Annotated in this window: 11 protein-coding genes and 1 pseudogene; 3 read left to right on the plus strand and 9 right to left on the minus strand. The window is 67.3% G+C overall.

Annotated features, from left to right (window positions below; genetic code table 11):
• Positions 1-127: 127 nt before the first annotated feature.
• The gene (locus Mam01_RS31780) at positions 128-316 is read left to right on the plus strand and encodes a helix-turn-helix domain-containing protein (protein ID WP_239101773.1); all 189 of its coding nucleotides are present in this window, start codon (positions 128-130) and stop codon (positions 314-316) included.
• Positions 313-1,455: a site-specific integrase gene (locus Mam01_RS31785; RefSeq protein WP_204288878.1), complete on the plus strand. Its 1,143-nt coding sequence runs from the start codon at positions 313-315 to the stop codon at positions 1,453-1,455. Before Mam01_RS31780 ends, Mam01_RS31785 begins: the two co-directional genes overlap by 4 nt.
• Before the next feature lie 318 nt (positions 1,456-1,773).
• Here the strand turns inward: Mam01_RS31785 and Mam01_RS31790 are convergent, their stop codons facing one another.
• The 3 genes and pseudogenes from Mam01_RS31790 to Mam01_RS31800 form a co-directional block, all read right to left on the minus strand.
• Positions 1,774-1,992: an integrase core domain-containing protein gene (locus Mam01_RS31790; RefSeq protein WP_204288879.1), complete on the minus strand. Its 219-nt coding sequence runs from the start codon at positions 1,990-1,992 to the stop codon at positions 1,774-1,776.
• Positions 1,993-2,041: 49 nt separating this feature from the next.
• Positions 2,042-2,578: pseudogene (locus tag Mam01_RS37790) on the minus strand (IS3 family transposase); the annotation flags it as partial.
• 1 nt (position 2,579) lies between these two features.
• The gene (locus tag Mam01_RS31800) at positions 2,580-3,011 is read right to left on the minus strand and encodes an IS5 family transposase (protein ID WP_204288880.1); all 432 of its coding nucleotides are present in this window, start codon (positions 3,009-3,011) and stop codon (positions 2,580-2,582) included.
• 84 nt (positions 3,012-3,095) lie between these two features.
• Here Mam01_RS31800 and Mam01_RS31805 point away from each other — a divergent pair, with 84 nt between their 5' ends.
• Positions 3,096-4,283, plus strand: a complete 1,188-nt coding sequence (locus tag Mam01_RS31805) for an IS701 family transposase (RefSeq protein ID WP_204288881.1) — start codon at positions 3,096-3,098, stop codon at positions 4,281-4,283.
• Positions 4,284-5,896: 1,613 nt separating this feature from the next.
• On the opposite strand, the gene Mam01_RS31810 is transcribed toward Mam01_RS31805, so the two are convergent.
• The 6 genes from Mam01_RS31810 to Mam01_RS31835 are packed head-to-tail and all read right to left on the minus strand — an operon-like array spanning position 5,897 to position 15,680.
• Positions 5,897-9,658, minus strand: a complete 3,762-nt coding sequence (locus Mam01_RS31810) for a hypothetical protein (RefSeq protein WP_204288882.1) — start codon at positions 9,656-9,658, stop codon at positions 5,897-5,899.
• Between the two features lie 38 nt (positions 9,659-9,696).
• Positions 9,697-10,725, minus strand: a complete 1,029-nt coding sequence (locus tag Mam01_RS31815) for a protein kinase family protein (protein WP_204288883.1) — start codon at positions 10,723-10,725, stop codon at positions 9,697-9,699.
• On the minus strand, positions 10,722-11,750 hold the full coding sequence (locus tag Mam01_RS31820; protein WP_204288884.1) for an FHA domain-containing protein: 1,029 nt from the start codon (positions 11,748-11,750) through the stop codon (positions 10,722-10,724). Before Mam01_RS31820 ends, Mam01_RS31815 begins: the two co-directional genes overlap by 4 nt.
• Positions 11,747-13,195 carry a VWA domain-containing protein gene (locus Mam01_RS31825; RefSeq protein WP_204288885.1) on the minus strand — a complete coding sequence of 483 codons (1,449 nt, stop codon included), beginning with the start codon at positions 13,193-13,195 and terminating at the stop codon, positions 11,747-11,749. Before Mam01_RS31825 ends, Mam01_RS31820 begins: the two co-directional genes overlap by 4 nt.
• Positions 13,192-14,901, minus strand: a complete 1,710-nt coding sequence (locus Mam01_RS31830; RefSeq protein ID WP_204288886.1) for a SpoIIE family protein phosphatase — start codon at positions 14,899-14,901, stop codon at positions 13,192-13,194. Before Mam01_RS31830 ends, Mam01_RS31825 begins: the two co-directional genes overlap by 4 nt.
• Positions 14,835-15,680 (minus strand): hypothetical protein, encoded by an 846-nt coding sequence (locus Mam01_RS31835; RefSeq protein ID WP_204288887.1) that lies wholly within the window; start codon positions 15,678-15,680, stop codon positions 14,835-14,837. The genes Mam01_RS31830 and Mam01_RS31835 overlap by 67 nt, the downstream gene beginning before the upstream one ends.
• Between the last annotated feature and the right edge of the window lie 139 nt (positions 15,681-15,819).

The raw sequence follows: 15,819 nt of genomic DNA on the forward strand, positions 1-15,819 counted from the left end.
AAGGGCCTGCTCAGGGCCTCCCGAATCGGATTCACGGCCGTATCCTGCAGGGCCCCGCACGCGGGGCCGTACGCGGCCCACTCAGGTATGTGACAACCATTCGCAAGATCATCAGTGCAGTTACCAGGTGGACGGAAGGCAGCTCTACCGGGTCAGCGACGCCATGCGCCTGCTCAGCATGAGCCGGACCGTGATCTACGAGCAGCTACGTGCTGGACGGCTGCGCTCCGTAAAACAGGGCCGTACCCGGCTGATCCCGGCCGCAGCCATCGCCGACTACATCGCTCTTCTCGAACAGGAAGCGAGGACCATATGACAGCACGACGCAGCCGGGGAGACGGCGGCCTGCACTGGGACGAGCAGCGGCAGCGCTGGATCGCCTCGGTCACCGTCGGCTACTCTCCAGCCGGCAAACGCATCGTCAGAAAGGCGAGCGGCAAGACCAAGACTGAGGCCAAGGCGAAGCTCAAGGAGATCCTCCGCGATCACGACGACGGACTCGCCAATGGCCCGGCCAACTACACGGTCGCCGACGCGGTGACCGGCTGGCTCACTTACGGCCTGCAGGGACGCGGTACGGAGACCGTGGCCAACTATCGCATTCTTTCCGAAAAGCACATCATTCCCGCTCTGGGTGGGCGGAAGCTGCGGGAGCTGAGCGCCGAAGACGTGGACCGCTGGCTCATAAGCAAGTCCAAGACGCACAGCACCCGAACGGTTCGACTGCTCCACTCGTGCCTGAATCGGGCGGTGAATTTCGCCCAGGCTCGGGACAAGGTGAAGCGCAACGTGGTGGCTCTGTGTGACGTCCCCGAAGGCAGACAGGGCCGCCCTTCCAAGTCGCTCACTCTGGAGCAGGCGGCGGCGATCCTCACCGCTGCGGAGAGCTCGCGGCTGTACGCCTACGTGGTGCTTTCGCTCCTCATCGGCGCCCGAACCGAGGAGCTCCGCGCGCTCGTCTGGTCGGAGGTGGATCTCGATGGAGATTCCGACAACGGCATTCCCCCATGGATTGCCGTCTGGCGATCCATCCGAGAGGGAGGCGACACGAAGACCAAGAAATCCCGTAGGTCACTTGCCCTGCCGAGACGATGTGTGGAGGCTCTTCGCGCGCATCAGGTCCAGCAGGCCAAGGATCGGCAGGCTGCCGGAACCAGGTGGACCGAGAACGATCTCGTTTTCGCCTCTCAGGTCGGCACACCCCTGGACTCCCACAACGTCAGACGTATGTTTCGGAAGATCTTGAAGGACGCTGGGCTGAAGGCCAAGGATTGGACACCACGGGAGATGCGGCATAGCTTCGTCTCACTGCTCTCTGACTCCGGTGTTCCTCTGGAGGACATCGCTCGCCTCGTCGGTCACAGTGGGACAGCCGTCACCGAAGCGGTCTGCCGCAAGCAGATCCGCCCGGTCCTCCTTGATGGAGCCGAGGTCATGGACCGCATCTTCTCGTGACCAGGCGCCTGTGGGTGTCCGCAGCAGACGTTCCGCGAGCAGGCTCCGAGCGGCTGGGTTGACTTTTCGCGGGGCGTGGACACCGTGGTGAACGTGTGGCCCGTGGTCGGCGGTGTCACCCTCGGCCACGGCGGTGCGGTGGGATGTCCCGGACGGAGACGAAGCGCATCCCGCACTCATTCAAGATCGAGTAAATGGCCGTGATGGGCGAGGCGGACGTCTGGCTGTCCGGCAACCAGACTTGGCACTACACCGGGTGCGGCGGCCAGGCCGCGCTTTGAGCTTGTTCCGCTTTGACGGACACCGTTGGTGTGGTGGTCAGGCCACGCAAGCTTCGTAGGTGGCGGGGCTAACGTAGCCGAGGCTGCTGTGGAGGCGGCGGAGGTTGTACCAGCTTTCGATGAACTCGAAGATCGCGCTGCGGGCGGCGGCCCGGGTGGGCCAGCGGTGTTCGTCCAGGAGTTCGCCCTTGATCGTCGCGAAGAACGACTCGGCCAGCGCGTTGTCCCAGCACTGACCCCGGCGTCCGACCGACAACCGGACTCCGAGCCGCTCCGCCAGCCGGGTGTAGGCGGTGCTGGTGTATTTGGCAGCCGCGGTCCGAGTGAAAGATCACGGGTGTGGTGGGGCGGCGGTTGCGCCACGCCTGCTGTAAAGCGTCCGCGACGAGCTCGGTGCGCAGGTGGTCGGCGGTGGCCCAGCCGACCACCCGGCGTGAGGCGATGTCGATGACCGTGGCCAGACACAGCCAGCCCTCATCAGTGGCGATATACGTGATGTCGCCACACCAGCGAGTGTCGGTCCCGTCGGGTTCCGGCTGGAAGTCGCGGCTGATCAGGTCCGGCCGCTTGGCGGCGTCCGGATCGGGGATCGTGGTGGTCTGCCGGCGGCGTCGATACCGGCCCTGTAATCCCAGCGCGCGCATCAGCCGGGCGACGCGACGGCGTCCGCATCGTTCGCCTTCGTGCTGAAGGGCCGCGTGGATGCGTGGCGCGCCGTAGGTTCCACGCGATTCACGGTGGACGCCGCTGACGCGTTCGCTCAACTGTTTGTCGCGGACAGCGCGGGGGCCGGGTGTGGGGTTGCGGCGGGCGTAGAAGGCGGCGCGGGAGACTTCCAGCAGTTCACACGCCCGGACGACCGGACCCCGGCCTGGTCAGTCCGCCTCGGGATCGTCCAAGGGCGTGATCGGATGGCGAGTCGGCGCCTGGTCCCCCTTTTTTCGCCCCAGCCGCGTGCTGATGGGCTCGGACGATGGTGGAGTCCACCGCGACCAGCCAATCAAGGTCGCCGCGGGCGTCGGCGTTGGCTTGCAGGGCTTGCAGCATGCGGGTGAAGGTGCCGTTCAGGGCCCAGCGGCGGAAGCGGGTGTAGATGCTCTGCCAGGACCCGTACCGGGCGGGGATGTCCCGCCAGGCCGCCCCGGAGCGGATCTTCCACACGATCCCGTTCAGCACCCGGCGGTCGTCCTCCCGGGGACGGCCCATCCGCCCGGAGGGGAGAAGAACCTGCAGCTTCTCCCACTCTTCATCGGTCAACTCGTACCGGCGAATCACGCCAAGTCATGATCCAACACCTAGATCACATTGAAGACACGGCCTAGTACTACAGCCAGGTTTTGTGATCTATAGTTCTGGATCATGTCGGGTGGTGTGGCTGCGGGTGACCTTCAGGAGTGGGTGGCCGGGCTGGATGCGTTGTTCGCGCGGGTGGCGGGTCGGTTCGGGCGGGTGGAGCCGCGGCGTCAGGCGCGGGCGTATCTGACCGGTTTGCTGGCTCCGGTGGAGCGCAAGAACGGCTGGCAGTTGGCCGAGGCGGCCGGGGACGCGACACCGGATCGGATGCAGCGGTTGCTGGTCAGCGCCCGCTGGGACTCCCTGGGTGTACGGGCGGATCTGCGGGCGTACGTGGTGGAACGCCTCGGGCACCGGGATGCGGTGCTGATCGTGGACGAGACCGGCTTCATCAAGAAGGGCACGAAGTCGGCCGGGGTGCAGCGTCAATACTCCGGCGCTGCGGGCCGGATCGAGAACTGCCAGCTCGGTGTGTTCCTGGCCTACGCCTCACCGCTGGGCCGGGCGTTGATCGATGCGGAGTTGTACCTGCCCAAGTCCTGGCTGGCCGACCGCCAGCGGTGTGCGCAGGCCGGCATCCCTGAGGAGGTGGAGTTCGCCACCAAGCCGATGCTCGCCCGGCAGATGCTGGCCCGGGCCTTGGACGCTGGCCTGCCCGTGTCCTGGGCGACGGCCGACGAGGCCTATGGCATGGACTACAAGTTCCGCTCTTTCCTGGAGCGGCGCGGTGTCAGCTATGTGGTCGCCGTCCCGAAGAGTCAGATCGTCGCGGGTGCCACCGTACGCGCCGATACTCTCGTCGCCGGCGCCCCGCCGGAGGCGTGGAAGCGCCGCTCGTGCGGTGATGGCGCAAAAGGGCCCCGGCTGTATGACTGGGCGCTGGCCACCGTGCACTACGAGACCGAACCCGGCTACCAGCGCTGGCTGCTGGCCCGGCGCTCCCTGATCCCCTGCGCCAAAGGTGAACTGGAGATCGCCTACTACCTGTGCTACGGCCCGGTGGGAACGACGATGGACGACCTGGTCCGTGTGGCTGGAGCGCGCTGGGCGATCGAGGAATGCTTTCAGGCAGCCAAGAACGAGACCGGCCTGGATCACTACCAGGTCCGCCGGTTCGATGCCTGGCACCGCCACATCACCCTCGCGATGCTCGCCCACGCCTACCTCGCCGTCACCGCCGCACACTCCCCAAAAGCCCAGGCGGCCTGGTCCGCCTCACACCAGCAGAAATCCGCCGTCTCCTGGCACACGTGATTGTCCCTGCCACGCGCGCTCTTGAGTTTGTATTGGCCTGGTCAACCCACCGACGCCACCATCAGACCCGCGCCCGCCACAGCCACTACTGGCGACGATGGCTCAGACATCACGAAATCAGGCTGTAGTACTATGGCTACAGCAAGGCGAAAGCCGCGAGGATCGCGAACGCGGGTCGCACGCACGAGCAGCGTTCTCGTATGGCCCGGAAGGCCGCACGGACGCGGAAGGCCCGGCGCGTATGAGCCTGCCACGTCGTGCCCATCGACGACCTGCTTGAGCACGAAACCACCGACGAGTATGCAGTGCAGTCCTGTGCGCTCAGACTTCGCCGGGACTCCACGGGTTGCAGCACCGGGGCGCCATCGATCACTGGGGCGCGGCATGCCCAGGAATGCCCTGCTATGCCTCGCCACGAAGCGGCATCACCCGGCTGGCGTCGGCACTACACACGCGACCGACCGTTACAGACAACGGCTCATTGACGATTGCTCCCTCGGGGCAGGCGCCTCTACCCTCGCCGTCAGTTGACTTACGAAACAGCATGTGATATAGATCTGTGGCTTCGCGCTAGGAACTCACGAGTCTAGCCTCTTCCTTTTCCTCGCCGCCTTCCCATTTGATTCCCGTCCTCCTGATCGCTTTGCGGCACCCCGACGAACGCCTTCAGACAGTCAGTCAGCCTCTCGACCAGCTCAAGAATGAACTCGCGGCCCTCGCGCCGGAAGGGGAGAACTAGCCACGTGGGCAGCGTCAGGATAATGATGGCGAGCAGGGGGATCGTAAGAACGGCAACGAGAGCGACGCGCTGCCAGCGTGACAGGGCCGTAAGCATGTTTTCTCCGCGGGCTTTACTGGTGCCAACCGATCACCGGGCACACTTCGGTGCCTGAGATACCCACGGGAGAACCAAGATACAGCACGAAGGAGAGCTAGGGCCAGCCACCAGAGGTTTCTGCTGATCGGGGGCGATTCACCACAAGACTAGGGCGCCCAGAGGGTGGGAACACACTTAGAGCGGCAGCCACGAGACCCGCCGAGGAGCCTGTTCCCTCGCCCTTGGCCATGCTCTCACGGCGATGATGCTGGCCGCGGCTAACAGTCGTTAGCCAACGACGATTGCATAACTAAACCAGAGACGTATCAGGCATCGGGGTTCAGTCCCGTGATTGGAATCCGAAAGAGTGGTCAAGGGTTTTCCACCGGCGTCTACGATCTGAGCGAACGCTGCGAGTTGGACCTCGGTTCTTAGGATTGACCATGGCCATGGATCCTCTGCAATACCGCCAGCCAGCAGCATCGACGAAGAATGGACCGAAGCCCGCCGCTACATCGGCCTGGACCTCCTCGCAAAAGCACGCCTACGCGTGATCTCCGGCGACACGCCGAACGAGGAACAACTCCCGAATACCCTCACCGCTTAACCTACAGAAACGGATCACGCGGTGGCAGCTCGTACACCACCTCACTGGACGTGACCGCAACACGTCGCTGAGGGTCTCTCCCCGCCGCGCTCCGCGGTCGACTGGAGGAACTCGACCGGCACACCCTCGGCAGCTCGGAGCCCCTCTCATTCATGCCTTGGGCCTGCCTGCCGTCCTCTTGCTCCACCTTCAGGTCAGCAGGCGAGTCGCGGCGCGGTCCCAAAGCCGCAGCAACACCTCGTCCGCTGGCTTCCCCTCCGCCAGCCACCGCGATGCCTGCCCCCACGTCTCCCGTGGAAGGCCGTTCTGGACGATCAAGTGATACAGGGCGGCAGCGCCATGCGCGGGGTTGTGGTCGAGGAGATCGGACAGTAGCCGGACGTCCACGACCGGCGGGCGCGTCTCACGTACCAGGCGGAGAAGCCTCTGGCCGTGCCGGGCCAGCGCCTGCAGGCCGTCCTCGCCCGAGCTGAGCAGCCAGTGTGATGTCCGGTCGTCCTCCGGCGCGTGCCGGGCGAGCAGAACCGCCACCCTCGCACCATGCCCACCCGCGAGTACGGGTAGCCATTGAGCACCCCAGCGGGTGAGCAACCTGATCGCGCCCGGCCGTCTGCCTTCGAGCTGCGCGGCCTCCGCCGCGAAGCCCGGCCCTTCCGTTCTGGCGAGTTCTAGTACGGTGAGGAGGACGTCCGTGTCCAGCCCCGGCCCTAGAGGGCCGAGCGCGCGCAGCAGCTCGCGACCGGGTCTATCCAGGTTCAAGGTTCTCGCCATGACCACCTGCCGGTAGTCGAGGTGCTCATCGAGGATCTGGCTCAGCGCCGTTCCGAGGTCAGGCTCATCGAGCAGGCCGGGCAGCGCCGCCGCCACCGCGCGGTGCAGCAGGCGATGGTGGGGGTCGTGGGCGGCCCATTGGAGCAGCCGCAGCCGCTGGCGGGGGAAGATGGCGCGCGCGCACAGGTCCCCCAAGCCGGGTTCGCGCTCCAAGAGGCGGACGAGTTGGCGGCCTTCCACGGCGGAGACGCCCAGGTTTTTTGGTTCGGCGCCGAGTACGTCGGTGAGGACCCTTCTGTCCAGGTTTCGGCCGTCGACGGCCCAGATGCGCAGTGCGTCCGGCTCTTGGATCAGGCGTTGAATCGCCTGTTCGAGGGTGTCACCTTCTCTCATCCGGTACGTGCACCATGCCACGGCCGCCGGTCCGGTGACGGTTTCGAGTTGGCTGGTTTCGAGGCCGGTAGCGAGGAAGGCCACGATCGCCTCGGCGGCGAGGATCCCGACCTGCTGGGCGAAGGTCATGAGCCGCTCCAGCACCCGACGGTCCAGGTCGCCCGCCGCCGCTGCTCGCAGGGCGTCGCGGCCTACGACGGGCAGGATCCGCTGGGCGTCGGGGAAGGCTTTCAGCACACCCGAGATATCGAGGACTCCGTAGTGCGTCAGCCACTCTTGAGCCAGTCGAGGGTTGGCGAGGACGTCCGGCCACGACTTGACCGGCGTATCGAGCAGCGCCCGGACGATGTAAGTGGGCTCACGCCCGGTTTCGGCGGCGAGCCGTACGAGCGTGCGGCCGTCCACGACACCAGCCTGATCACGCTCCACGACCAGCGTCCAGCCCAACCCCAGCACCCCGAGCAGCTCCGGCTGGCGCAACCCTTCCAGCAGGAGCTGCCACGCGGTGGGCGTGAACCTGTTGAGCAGCTCCAGGTCTCCCCCGGCGATGTGCTTACGCAGGGTTTCCAGCAGTTCCGCGGAGCGCAGCCGGGCGACGAGGTACTGCAGGCTGGGCGCGGGGATGTCGGCGAGCGCGACGATCAGGTCGTCGTCCAGCCCGGAGACGATCTCCGCCAGGTCCTTGTGCGCGTGACCGGGCAGTGCGGTGGCGAGTCTGCCGTAGAGGCCGAGCCGTCGCACGCCTGGCTCGTCGAAAAGGTTCTCGTCCATACCGCGCCCGCCGAGGGACAGGCCGGGGTCGTAGGCGGCCGAGAGCTTCATGGCGACCGGCAGGAGACGTTGCGTGACGATCCTGTAGAGGTCCTTATACGAGGTGCCGAGCAGCGCACTCGTCAGGTCGCGCCGGAATTTGCCTGTCGCGGGCACGCTGCCGAGCACGGTGGCCGCCTGCTGCAGGTTCACCGCCACCCGGTTGGGATCCACGGACAGGTTCCCGGGACGGCGCAGGAACATGCCGATCCGGACGAGCAGCTCGGTGTTGTCGGCGAACAAAGCGGCGTGCATTTTCAGCTTCTTGGCCAAGGCGGCCCGGCTCGCGGCGTTGACCTGTTCGCCCTCGGAGGCCTCCCATTCATGAGCCCACCCGGCGGGGAAGGTTCTGCGCCGGAAGGAGCTTCCGGTGCCGTTGGGCAGCCGTTGGCCGAACTCCTCCAGCTCCGGGTCAAGGACGTACGGGAGCGACAGCGCGGGCCTGCCAGCGATCTGTGTCGGGGCGTCGGCGGAATTCGGGAGCACCGACTCGTGGCGCACCCCGTCGAGCGCCTGGGCCAGCTCGCTCGACGCGTACCCGACCACGATGTAGCGAGCGGTGGGATTGATCTCAGCGAGGTGGGCCGCGACTCGCGGCAGTTCCTCCGGCTTGACGAGTACCCAACCTGCTCCCGACAGCAGGGCCGCACGCACGCCGGTCCGCCGGCCGCCGCCGAACGCCGCAACGGAGACCACACCAGGGCCGTGATCACAAAGCAGCCCGAGCCGGACGGATTCGGCGTTCAGATCCACCCGGGAGCGGTGGCGGGGGCGGATGGGCGCCCCCGAGCCCACGGGTACCTTTGCGCTGACCTTCGGCCGGGCGTGCCCATTCGGTGTGGACGCCTCGACCTGTGTGATGGTCAAGGCGATGCGGTCACCCTGCCGGTAGCAGTTCCTGAGGTCCACGTACTGCCCACCATCGGCGTGATAAGTGTCGCGCCAGGGCACGCCGACGTAGATCGGGGTCTCGCCCGGCGCCGCGATACGTGCCCGGACCACACCGGCCTCGACCGATTCCACCAGTCCGTAGACGGTCTTGCCCACGTGGGCGCGGAGCCAGTCGAATCTGCTCTCCCCGCCGATCGCGCACTGCTGGTCGTCATAAAGCACCACCGCAGGCGCGGTCGTCACCTGGCGCTCGGCGGCCAGCGCCTCCGCACGGTCGGCCGCCTCCACAAGGTGCTGGGCCAGCATGTTCGGCCGGATCCGCGGCACTTCAAATCCCGCGTAGTGCAGATACTTCTGCAGGTCACGCCAGGAGGCGACGGGCCCCCACAGCGCCGGCGCCAAACCGCACACCATCCAGCCTGCCAGGCGGAGCAGCACCCGCAGCTGGGCGTCGCGCCACACACTCGCGTCGGCGTCGGAGGGTGGGTAGTCGTCGCCAAGCAGAAGAGTGGTGAACAACGACATGCCGCTGACATCCGGTATATCGCCAAGGTCCGGCCGATAGAGGTGGCGGCCGATGCCGACGAGGCGGATACTGCCGCTATTGAAGATCAAGTGGTCGGGGGACAGCTCGATGGGGATGAAGCCCTGGCTCGCCATTACGTCCAGAGCCTGTCCGAGCGGCACCAGCGTGCGCAGCGCCTGCGCGGGCGTCCATCTGTGCCCCCGCTCCATCAGGTATGCCAGGTCGTCCGCCTCGGTGAGCCGATCCAGCAGCACGTCGGAGCCACCGGACTCCCACGACGTCACAACGGAGGGAGCCAATGCGGGATCGTCGATTATGTCCACGAGAACAGGGGTGACGGGGGCTCCAGCGGCGATGAGCGATATCGCCGCCGCACGCTGGCGCCGGTCCGCGAAGCGCCGCAGCGCCCCGTACGTGTCCTGGTCCTGAACCATGTCGACGCGCCGCAGTGCGTCGTGGCCGCCGTCTTGCGCACGGGGGCGCAGGTGGCCGCCGCGCAGCAGCAGAGGACGGACCCGCCACAGCCGGCCGGACTTGCCGTAGAAGCGCGTGCTCTCCATATCGTCCTGTTCCTTGAGAGGTCGATGTCGACGAGAGGTCAGGGACGAAGCAGCACACGCTGCAACGCTGAGTTCTGCCGGGCTCTCGCGAGCTCGTGCTGGACATCGGCTACCTGCGCTAGGCGGTAACCCGGCCTGGCGAGGCAAGTGGTGATGATGTTGGTCAGAGTAGGGCCGTAGCCGAGCTTCGCCAGCTCCCTTCTGGCCTCCAGGTGGGCCGCTTTGTCGGTTCCGTACAGCGCGGAGCGGGCTTGCGGGGACAACCGGCGCAGTCCCGCGGCCTCGGCGAGGGTCGCGCCGAGCATGTATAGGTCGAAGCGTTGATCGGCCTGGTCGTATTCGGAGTCCTGATTGCCCCTGAGCGGCGCGTAGTCCTCAGTCGTCACCTCCACGGGTTTGCCTTTCTCGACCGCGCCCTCGTAGTCGATAAGCAGATAGCGCCAGGGCGGCCCGATGACCAAGATGTTCTCCGGCTTGAGATCCGCGTGAATCCAGTACGTCGTCCCGTTTGCGCCATTGTGCCTGCGGGCCGCGTGTAGCGCGCCCAGCGCGTTGCACAACTGGTCGGCCAGGTCCAGCAACTCCGCTTCAGTAAAGGGCTTGTTCTCCGCCCTTCTGACCTCGAACTGGTCGGCGAGAGTGGCGGCGACCGTCGCACCGTGGCCCACGAACCGCTGGACGATGAACAGCTCCTCGGGCGGGTTGCGCATGCCCGCGGCGAGCAGGCTTGGTGATGGCTCGCGCAGCACGTCGATGATCGCGGGGGCCTGCTGGGTCAACTGAGTCGCCTGCGCGGCGGCACGCAGGCCGCGGAACAACTCCCGCGTGCGCGGTTCGAGCCACGCGCGTGCCCTGGACAGGTCGACGAGCGCCTGATTCTCCCACCACATGCCTTTGAGTACGGCTGTGTTCCCGCTCCAGGTGTCCTTCACCGAGAGCACGTAGCCCTGCCCCGCCCCGGCGATGAGATCGCACACCTCGAACCGTCCGTGTCCGTAGGCCCTGGGATAGTACGTGCACAGCCCGGCAGCGCGCTCGCTTTCCAGCCGCGTGAATCCGCCCGTCATGTCGGCAGCGATCTGGGCACGCCGACGATCAGACGTACCACGCCCGGTCCCAGGTGGATCTCGTCGTTTTCGCTCACCGAATACTCCGCGAAGTCGGCCAGCCGGTTGTCGCTCGGCAGCCCGTCGCTTCCGAGACTCGGATTGAGGAAGGAGGCGTTGGTCATGGACAGGTGACGGACGATCAGGTTGCCGTCGTCGTCTAGAAACGCTTCCAGGTGTTCCCGCGCGATCTGCACAGCCAGCTCGTTGGGAAGTCCCGCGGTGACGTCGTGGACGTGAGGGCGACTGGAACCGCCGCGTCCGAGTATGAGCGCCTGCGAGCCCAGCGAGAGCTCGTGCCGCACGCGCTGGTGGTGCATTACGGTCAGCCGCGGCTCCCCGGCGGATTCGGGAACGACCGGGTCGAGGAACTCTTCCTGAGCCCGATGCTGGCAGGCGACGCAGTAGAAGATCCCGTCCATCTCCCTGAGGAGCGCATGTTGTACGAGCGCACCGCCGTGGTCACAGATGTCCGGCGGCGCCGTGCATCTGAAGGCGCGGTCGCCCAGGTCGTTCCTGATGCCCGCCTTGGCGCGCTTCTCGTCCTGCGCCTTCGCGATCTCCTGTGGCGTGGCCACCCGCAACACCCGGGGCTGGAGCAGCAGGGCGCCCTTGCGCCAGCTCGGCAGGAACACCCGGCCCCGGGAGCCCTGCAGCCAGGGATACTCCTCACGGGCAAAGGTGAAGTTGTCCTTGCTCACGATTGCCGCGCGATAGCGGTCGGCGAGATCCAGAATCCGGTCGTCGGCGTCCCCCGTCGCCGTCTCCAGCCAGCTGTCCTGCTCGGCCCGCCGGGCTCGCGGCTCGTCCACCATGCGGCGATAGGCCGAGGCGTCGAGAATGGCGCGTACCTCGTCCTCCGGGTGACGCTTCAGCCAGTAGTCGCGAACCTCCTCGACCCTGCTGAATCGGTAGGCGATGCGCCCGTTCTGCTGCCGTACACACGCGATGTTCGAGGCGTCCAGCACGACGGTGATCGCGCTCACCATTCGTCCCCGTAGTCCGTGGTGGCCCCGTCGCCGCGCCCGGGCTGCTCGTCCTGCCAGTCGTCGTCCGAGTATACGGGATCCAGTGCGACCGGCCGGGCGCGTTCGGAGGGCGATAACACCGGACGATCCCGCAGGCCGAGCACCGGCGAGCTGACGCCCCGGCTGGAGGCCGCGCGTGTGAAGTTGTACACGTCGTTGGCCTTCAAACCGGAGCCGAGCGCCTTGAGTGCTTCGCTGTACTGGCCGGCGAGCATGTACAGCCCGGCGGAGGTGGCCTCGTCCTTGGCCGCCCGGTAGATCTCCTCGTGCCGCCCTTCCGGGGCGGCCGTAAGTCGTTCAGCGGTCTCCGCCTCGAGTTCCACCTCCCTGATGGTGTCCAGCAGATAGGGGTTGTACTGGGGCCGGGGTTCGTTTCGGGATCGCGGACCGGGCATGACGAGCACACAGGGCACCTGCGTAGGACAGGTCACGACGCCGCGGCGGGAACGCAGGGTGGCCGAGGCCTGCACGACGGGCACGGTGTTGCCCTTGCGGACCGCCGGGGCGCGAAGCTTCAGCGCGAACAGCGGGCGGGCGTGCTCCCCGGCGCCGAACGCGCCCAGCGGGACGGTGGCCACGCTCGATCCCTGCTCGCCCGGGACGATTTGCGGTTGGTGAATCCTTCTGGCAGGCGCGAGCTGGTAGACACCCAGCAGGGAGAAGTGCGGGCTCACCTCCAGCCGCAGCTCACCGCCGGAAACGATGACCTGCTGACCCTTCTGCGCCAGTCGGCTCATGACTTCCACCATGATCTTCTCGGCATCCTCTCGGGAGGCGACGTGGTCGCAGGGCCCGTTCACGGCGAGCCGCAGCAGCAGATCGACTTTCGCCTCGGCGCCGAGTCCTATGGGGTCGATGTAGACGTCGGCTGCGACAGCCCGCTCGGCCAGACCGGCCAGATAGTCCGGCGACAGGTTGCCGGTGGTCGGCTCGCCGTCGCTGAGCAAGATCACACGTCGGGAAGTGGCTGTGGAGGATTCGAGTATCGCGTAGGAGTCGATCAGGGCCGCCTCGATGCTGGTGCCCGTATAGTCCTCCTCCAGATGTACGGGCAGCAGGTTCTCCAGCTGGGCCGAGATCGTTCCAGCGGATCCGACGGCGACGACCCGCGTGCCACCGGCGAACATGAGGATGTGCAGCTCGGTCGTGGGAGCCAGGCCAGCTACGAGTGCCAGCGCGCCCTTACGCGCGAGATCCCACCTGGTGGGCCCGCCGTCGTCACCGCGCCGGGCCGGCCAGGTCATCGAGGCGCTGGCATCGAGCGCTAGGACGAATTCACTACCGGTGCTCGTATCATGCCGCTGTGCGGGATCAGGCCGCTGTGCGGGCGGTTTGACGCCCACCGCGAACTCGTCGCCGCCTACGACCCGCTCGCGATCCACAGTAATTTCCAGCTCGTTCATCGGTAGTCGGCCGCCCTCTCAACCGTCGTCTCTTCGTCTGGGTCCGCCCAGTCGGTCTCGACCACCAGAGCGGTCGCGTTGTCGTGCCCTCCCAGGCGCTCCGCTCTCATCACAATGTCCGCGGCGAGCCCGGGAGCGACCGCCCGTCCAGCCCGCGCCCGGGCTGCGGCGAGCTTGGCAAGGACGCCGCCAAACCACCGGCCCGGCTCTTCCTCCTCCGCAGCGCCGTCGCTGAGGAGCACTAGCAGGTCTCCTGGCGCGAGGCTGAACGTGAGCGTGAACGGCCGGCGCGCGGCGCCGCCCAAGTACCTGGTGAGCGAGGACTTGCCCTTCACCACGGTCGCGTCGGCGCGCAGGTTCTCGGCGTACTCCGTGTGCACAGGGGTGAGGCGCCACGCCTGGTAGTGCTTGGGGTTCACCGGGTCGTCCGGCCTGAGCTGCCAGGCGGCCGAGTCTCCGACCGAGGCGAGCTGGCCCGTACCGTCGGGGGAGAGGCTCCCCAAGATCGCGGTGGCGCCGCCGGGCGGGGTACGCGCGCACACCTCGCGATCGGCGACAGCGATCGCCTCCGCAGGGTCCAGGGTGCCGGACTCCCAGGCGCCGCGGATCGCGGACATCGCGGCGAGCACGGCCTTACGCCCCCAGCCGTCGTGGTTTCCGGTGATCCCGTCCATGAGCGCCAGACAAGTCGGCTTGCCCTTCACGGACATCCACCAGGCGAGGTCCTCGTTGTCCTCCGCCCTGCCCGATGCTTTGCCTGAGCCCGTCATGGTCTCCCTGAAGCAGCGGTACCGGACAGGATTGGTGGCGTTACGGGAGAGTAACTGGTCGAGAGCCTGCAGCGCACGCAGGTCGCCGACCGCAAGGTCGCCCTCAAGCAGCAGGTCGACGATGGCATCGAATCCCGGTGTGACCTCCCCGGCCGCGCACTCGACCAGCGCCTGCGCGTCCTGGCGGCCGGCGGGCCGGCGTCCCACGACCGCCTCGACCAGCGCGTACGCGATCACGTGCCGGTCCTGAAGCCAGGCCCACCGATGGAAGTGCTCGTCATGGTGGCCCGCTTCTAGCACGGTGCCGGTGAGGGAATAACGCGGTGAGAGGATGAGCTGCCAGGTTCCCGAACCCCAGCGGACCGATTCACGCGTGAGGCACCCGAAGCCGACGAGGTGCACGGCATCGGCGACGACCCTCCAGAGAGCGGGAAGCGCGGGCACGATCGCGTCGGGGTTCAGACCGTCGCTCCCTCCCTCCGACACTGCCTCGGCCAAGGTGGAGGCTAGGGATGCAGGCCATTCCAGGCTGATCTTGGGGACGAGGACGGAGACGAAACCTTCGTCGTAGACCTCCAAGTCGTCGGCGCCCTCGAAGAAGTCGCCCCACGTGTCGATGTCGGGCTCTTCGAGGCTGTCGTCGGTCGGCGGTTCCCCCGGAGACGGATCGTGCTCCTGGGGTGCCGTCTCGTTCTTGGGCGGGGGGTCGTCTTGGAGGTCTGGGTCCGTATCGGCGATCGGAGCGGCGACGGCCGGCTCTACGTCCTCCAATGAGCCGGCCACGTGGGTGGCTGGTTCCACCATGGCGTTCTCCTCCTCGGACGGGTTCGCGGCACGGCTTGTCCTGCGGCGGAGGAATCGGCCGAGGTTCATGTGTGCGCCAGCCGGATGAGAAGAGCGAGCACAATGATCACTATCGCCACACCGATCATCCACTTCACACCTATCGGGAGCCGAGCAGCGCCCTGCGCCGCCCTGCGCATCTGCTCCAGCTCCGCACTGACCGCGGCCACCCGTGCGTCGGCTTCGCGGGCGATCCTGCCCACCCCGGCTCTGACCGCGGCCACCCGTGCGTCGGCTTCGCGGGTGATCCTGTCCACCTCGGTTCTGGCCGCGGCCACCCGTGCGTCGGCTTCGCGGGTGATCCTGTCCACCTCGATCCTGGCCGCAGTCTCCGCTTGCGCCGCCTGCTGCCGGTACCGCCGCTCGGCCTCCGCCACCTGCTTCCTCGCGTGGAGCTCCGCCTGCGCGGCGCGCTCGTCGGCGGCCTCCTCCAGGGCCTTGCTCCTCGCCGCGAGCGTGGCCTGTACGTCGGGGCCGCGCCCGACAGGGAAGGGGGCGACCCGGCTGACCCGCTGTACTTCGCCGGGCGGAGCCGGACGATAGAGCAGTGCGGGGTCGTCGCCGACGTGTCTTGGCGGGTCGGCCCAGGGGACTTGCAGGAGCCGCACACCCAGCCGCGTGGCGTCCACGACCTCCACCCGCCGCCAGCCTCCCGCCTGCTCACCGCTGCCGTCGAGGACCAAGAGCCGCTGCCCGGAGCCGAGGCGGGCCTCACCGTTCTCGAAGCGGGCCCACAGCACGTCACCGTGATGCAGTAGCGACGCCGTCACCTCTGGGGGGGGCCGATCATCGTCCGCGCCCGCCGGGGGGCGGTCGTCCGCCTCCTCCGGCTGGTCGTCCAGCACGCCCCAAAAAGCGGCCAGATCCTCCACGGAAGCGGGCGATTGTGACATTTGACCAGAAGGCGTGGAATCAGCCGCCGAATCGGACAAAGAACCCCACGGGGAGGAATCTTGTGTCGATGGTCCCGAATCACCCTCTGGGTCTGGATTCCCCCAGTCGACCATGGCA

Origin of the sequence: Microbispora amethystogenes (assembly GCF_016863015.1) — a bacterium.
GTDB classification, from domain to species: Bacteria; Actinomycetota; Actinomycetes; order Streptosporangiales; family Streptosporangiaceae; genus Microbispora; species Microbispora amethystogenes.

Bases quoted from the DNA above. Each gene is read 5' to 3' on its own strand.
- Mam01_RS31785 (WP_204288878.1), top strand. From the start codon at position 313: ATGACAGCACGACGCAGCCGGGGAGACGGCGGCCTGCACTGGGACGAG.
- Mam01_RS31805 (WP_204288881.1), top strand. From the start codon at position 3,096: ATGTCGGGTGGTGTGGCTGCGGGTGACCTTCAGGAGTGGGTGGCCGGG.
- Mam01_RS31810 (WP_204288882.1), bottom strand. From the start codon at position 9,658: ATGGAGAGCACGCGCTTCTACGGCAAGTCCGGCCGGCTGTGGCGGGTC.
- Mam01_RS31815 (WP_204288883.1), bottom strand. From the start codon at position 10,725: ATGACGGGCGGATTCACGCGGCTGGAAAGCGAGCGCGCTGCCGGGCTG.
- Mam01_RS31825 (WP_204288885.1), bottom strand. From the start codon at position 13,195: ATGAACGAGCTGGAAATTACTGTGGATCGCGAGCGGGTCGTAGGCGGC.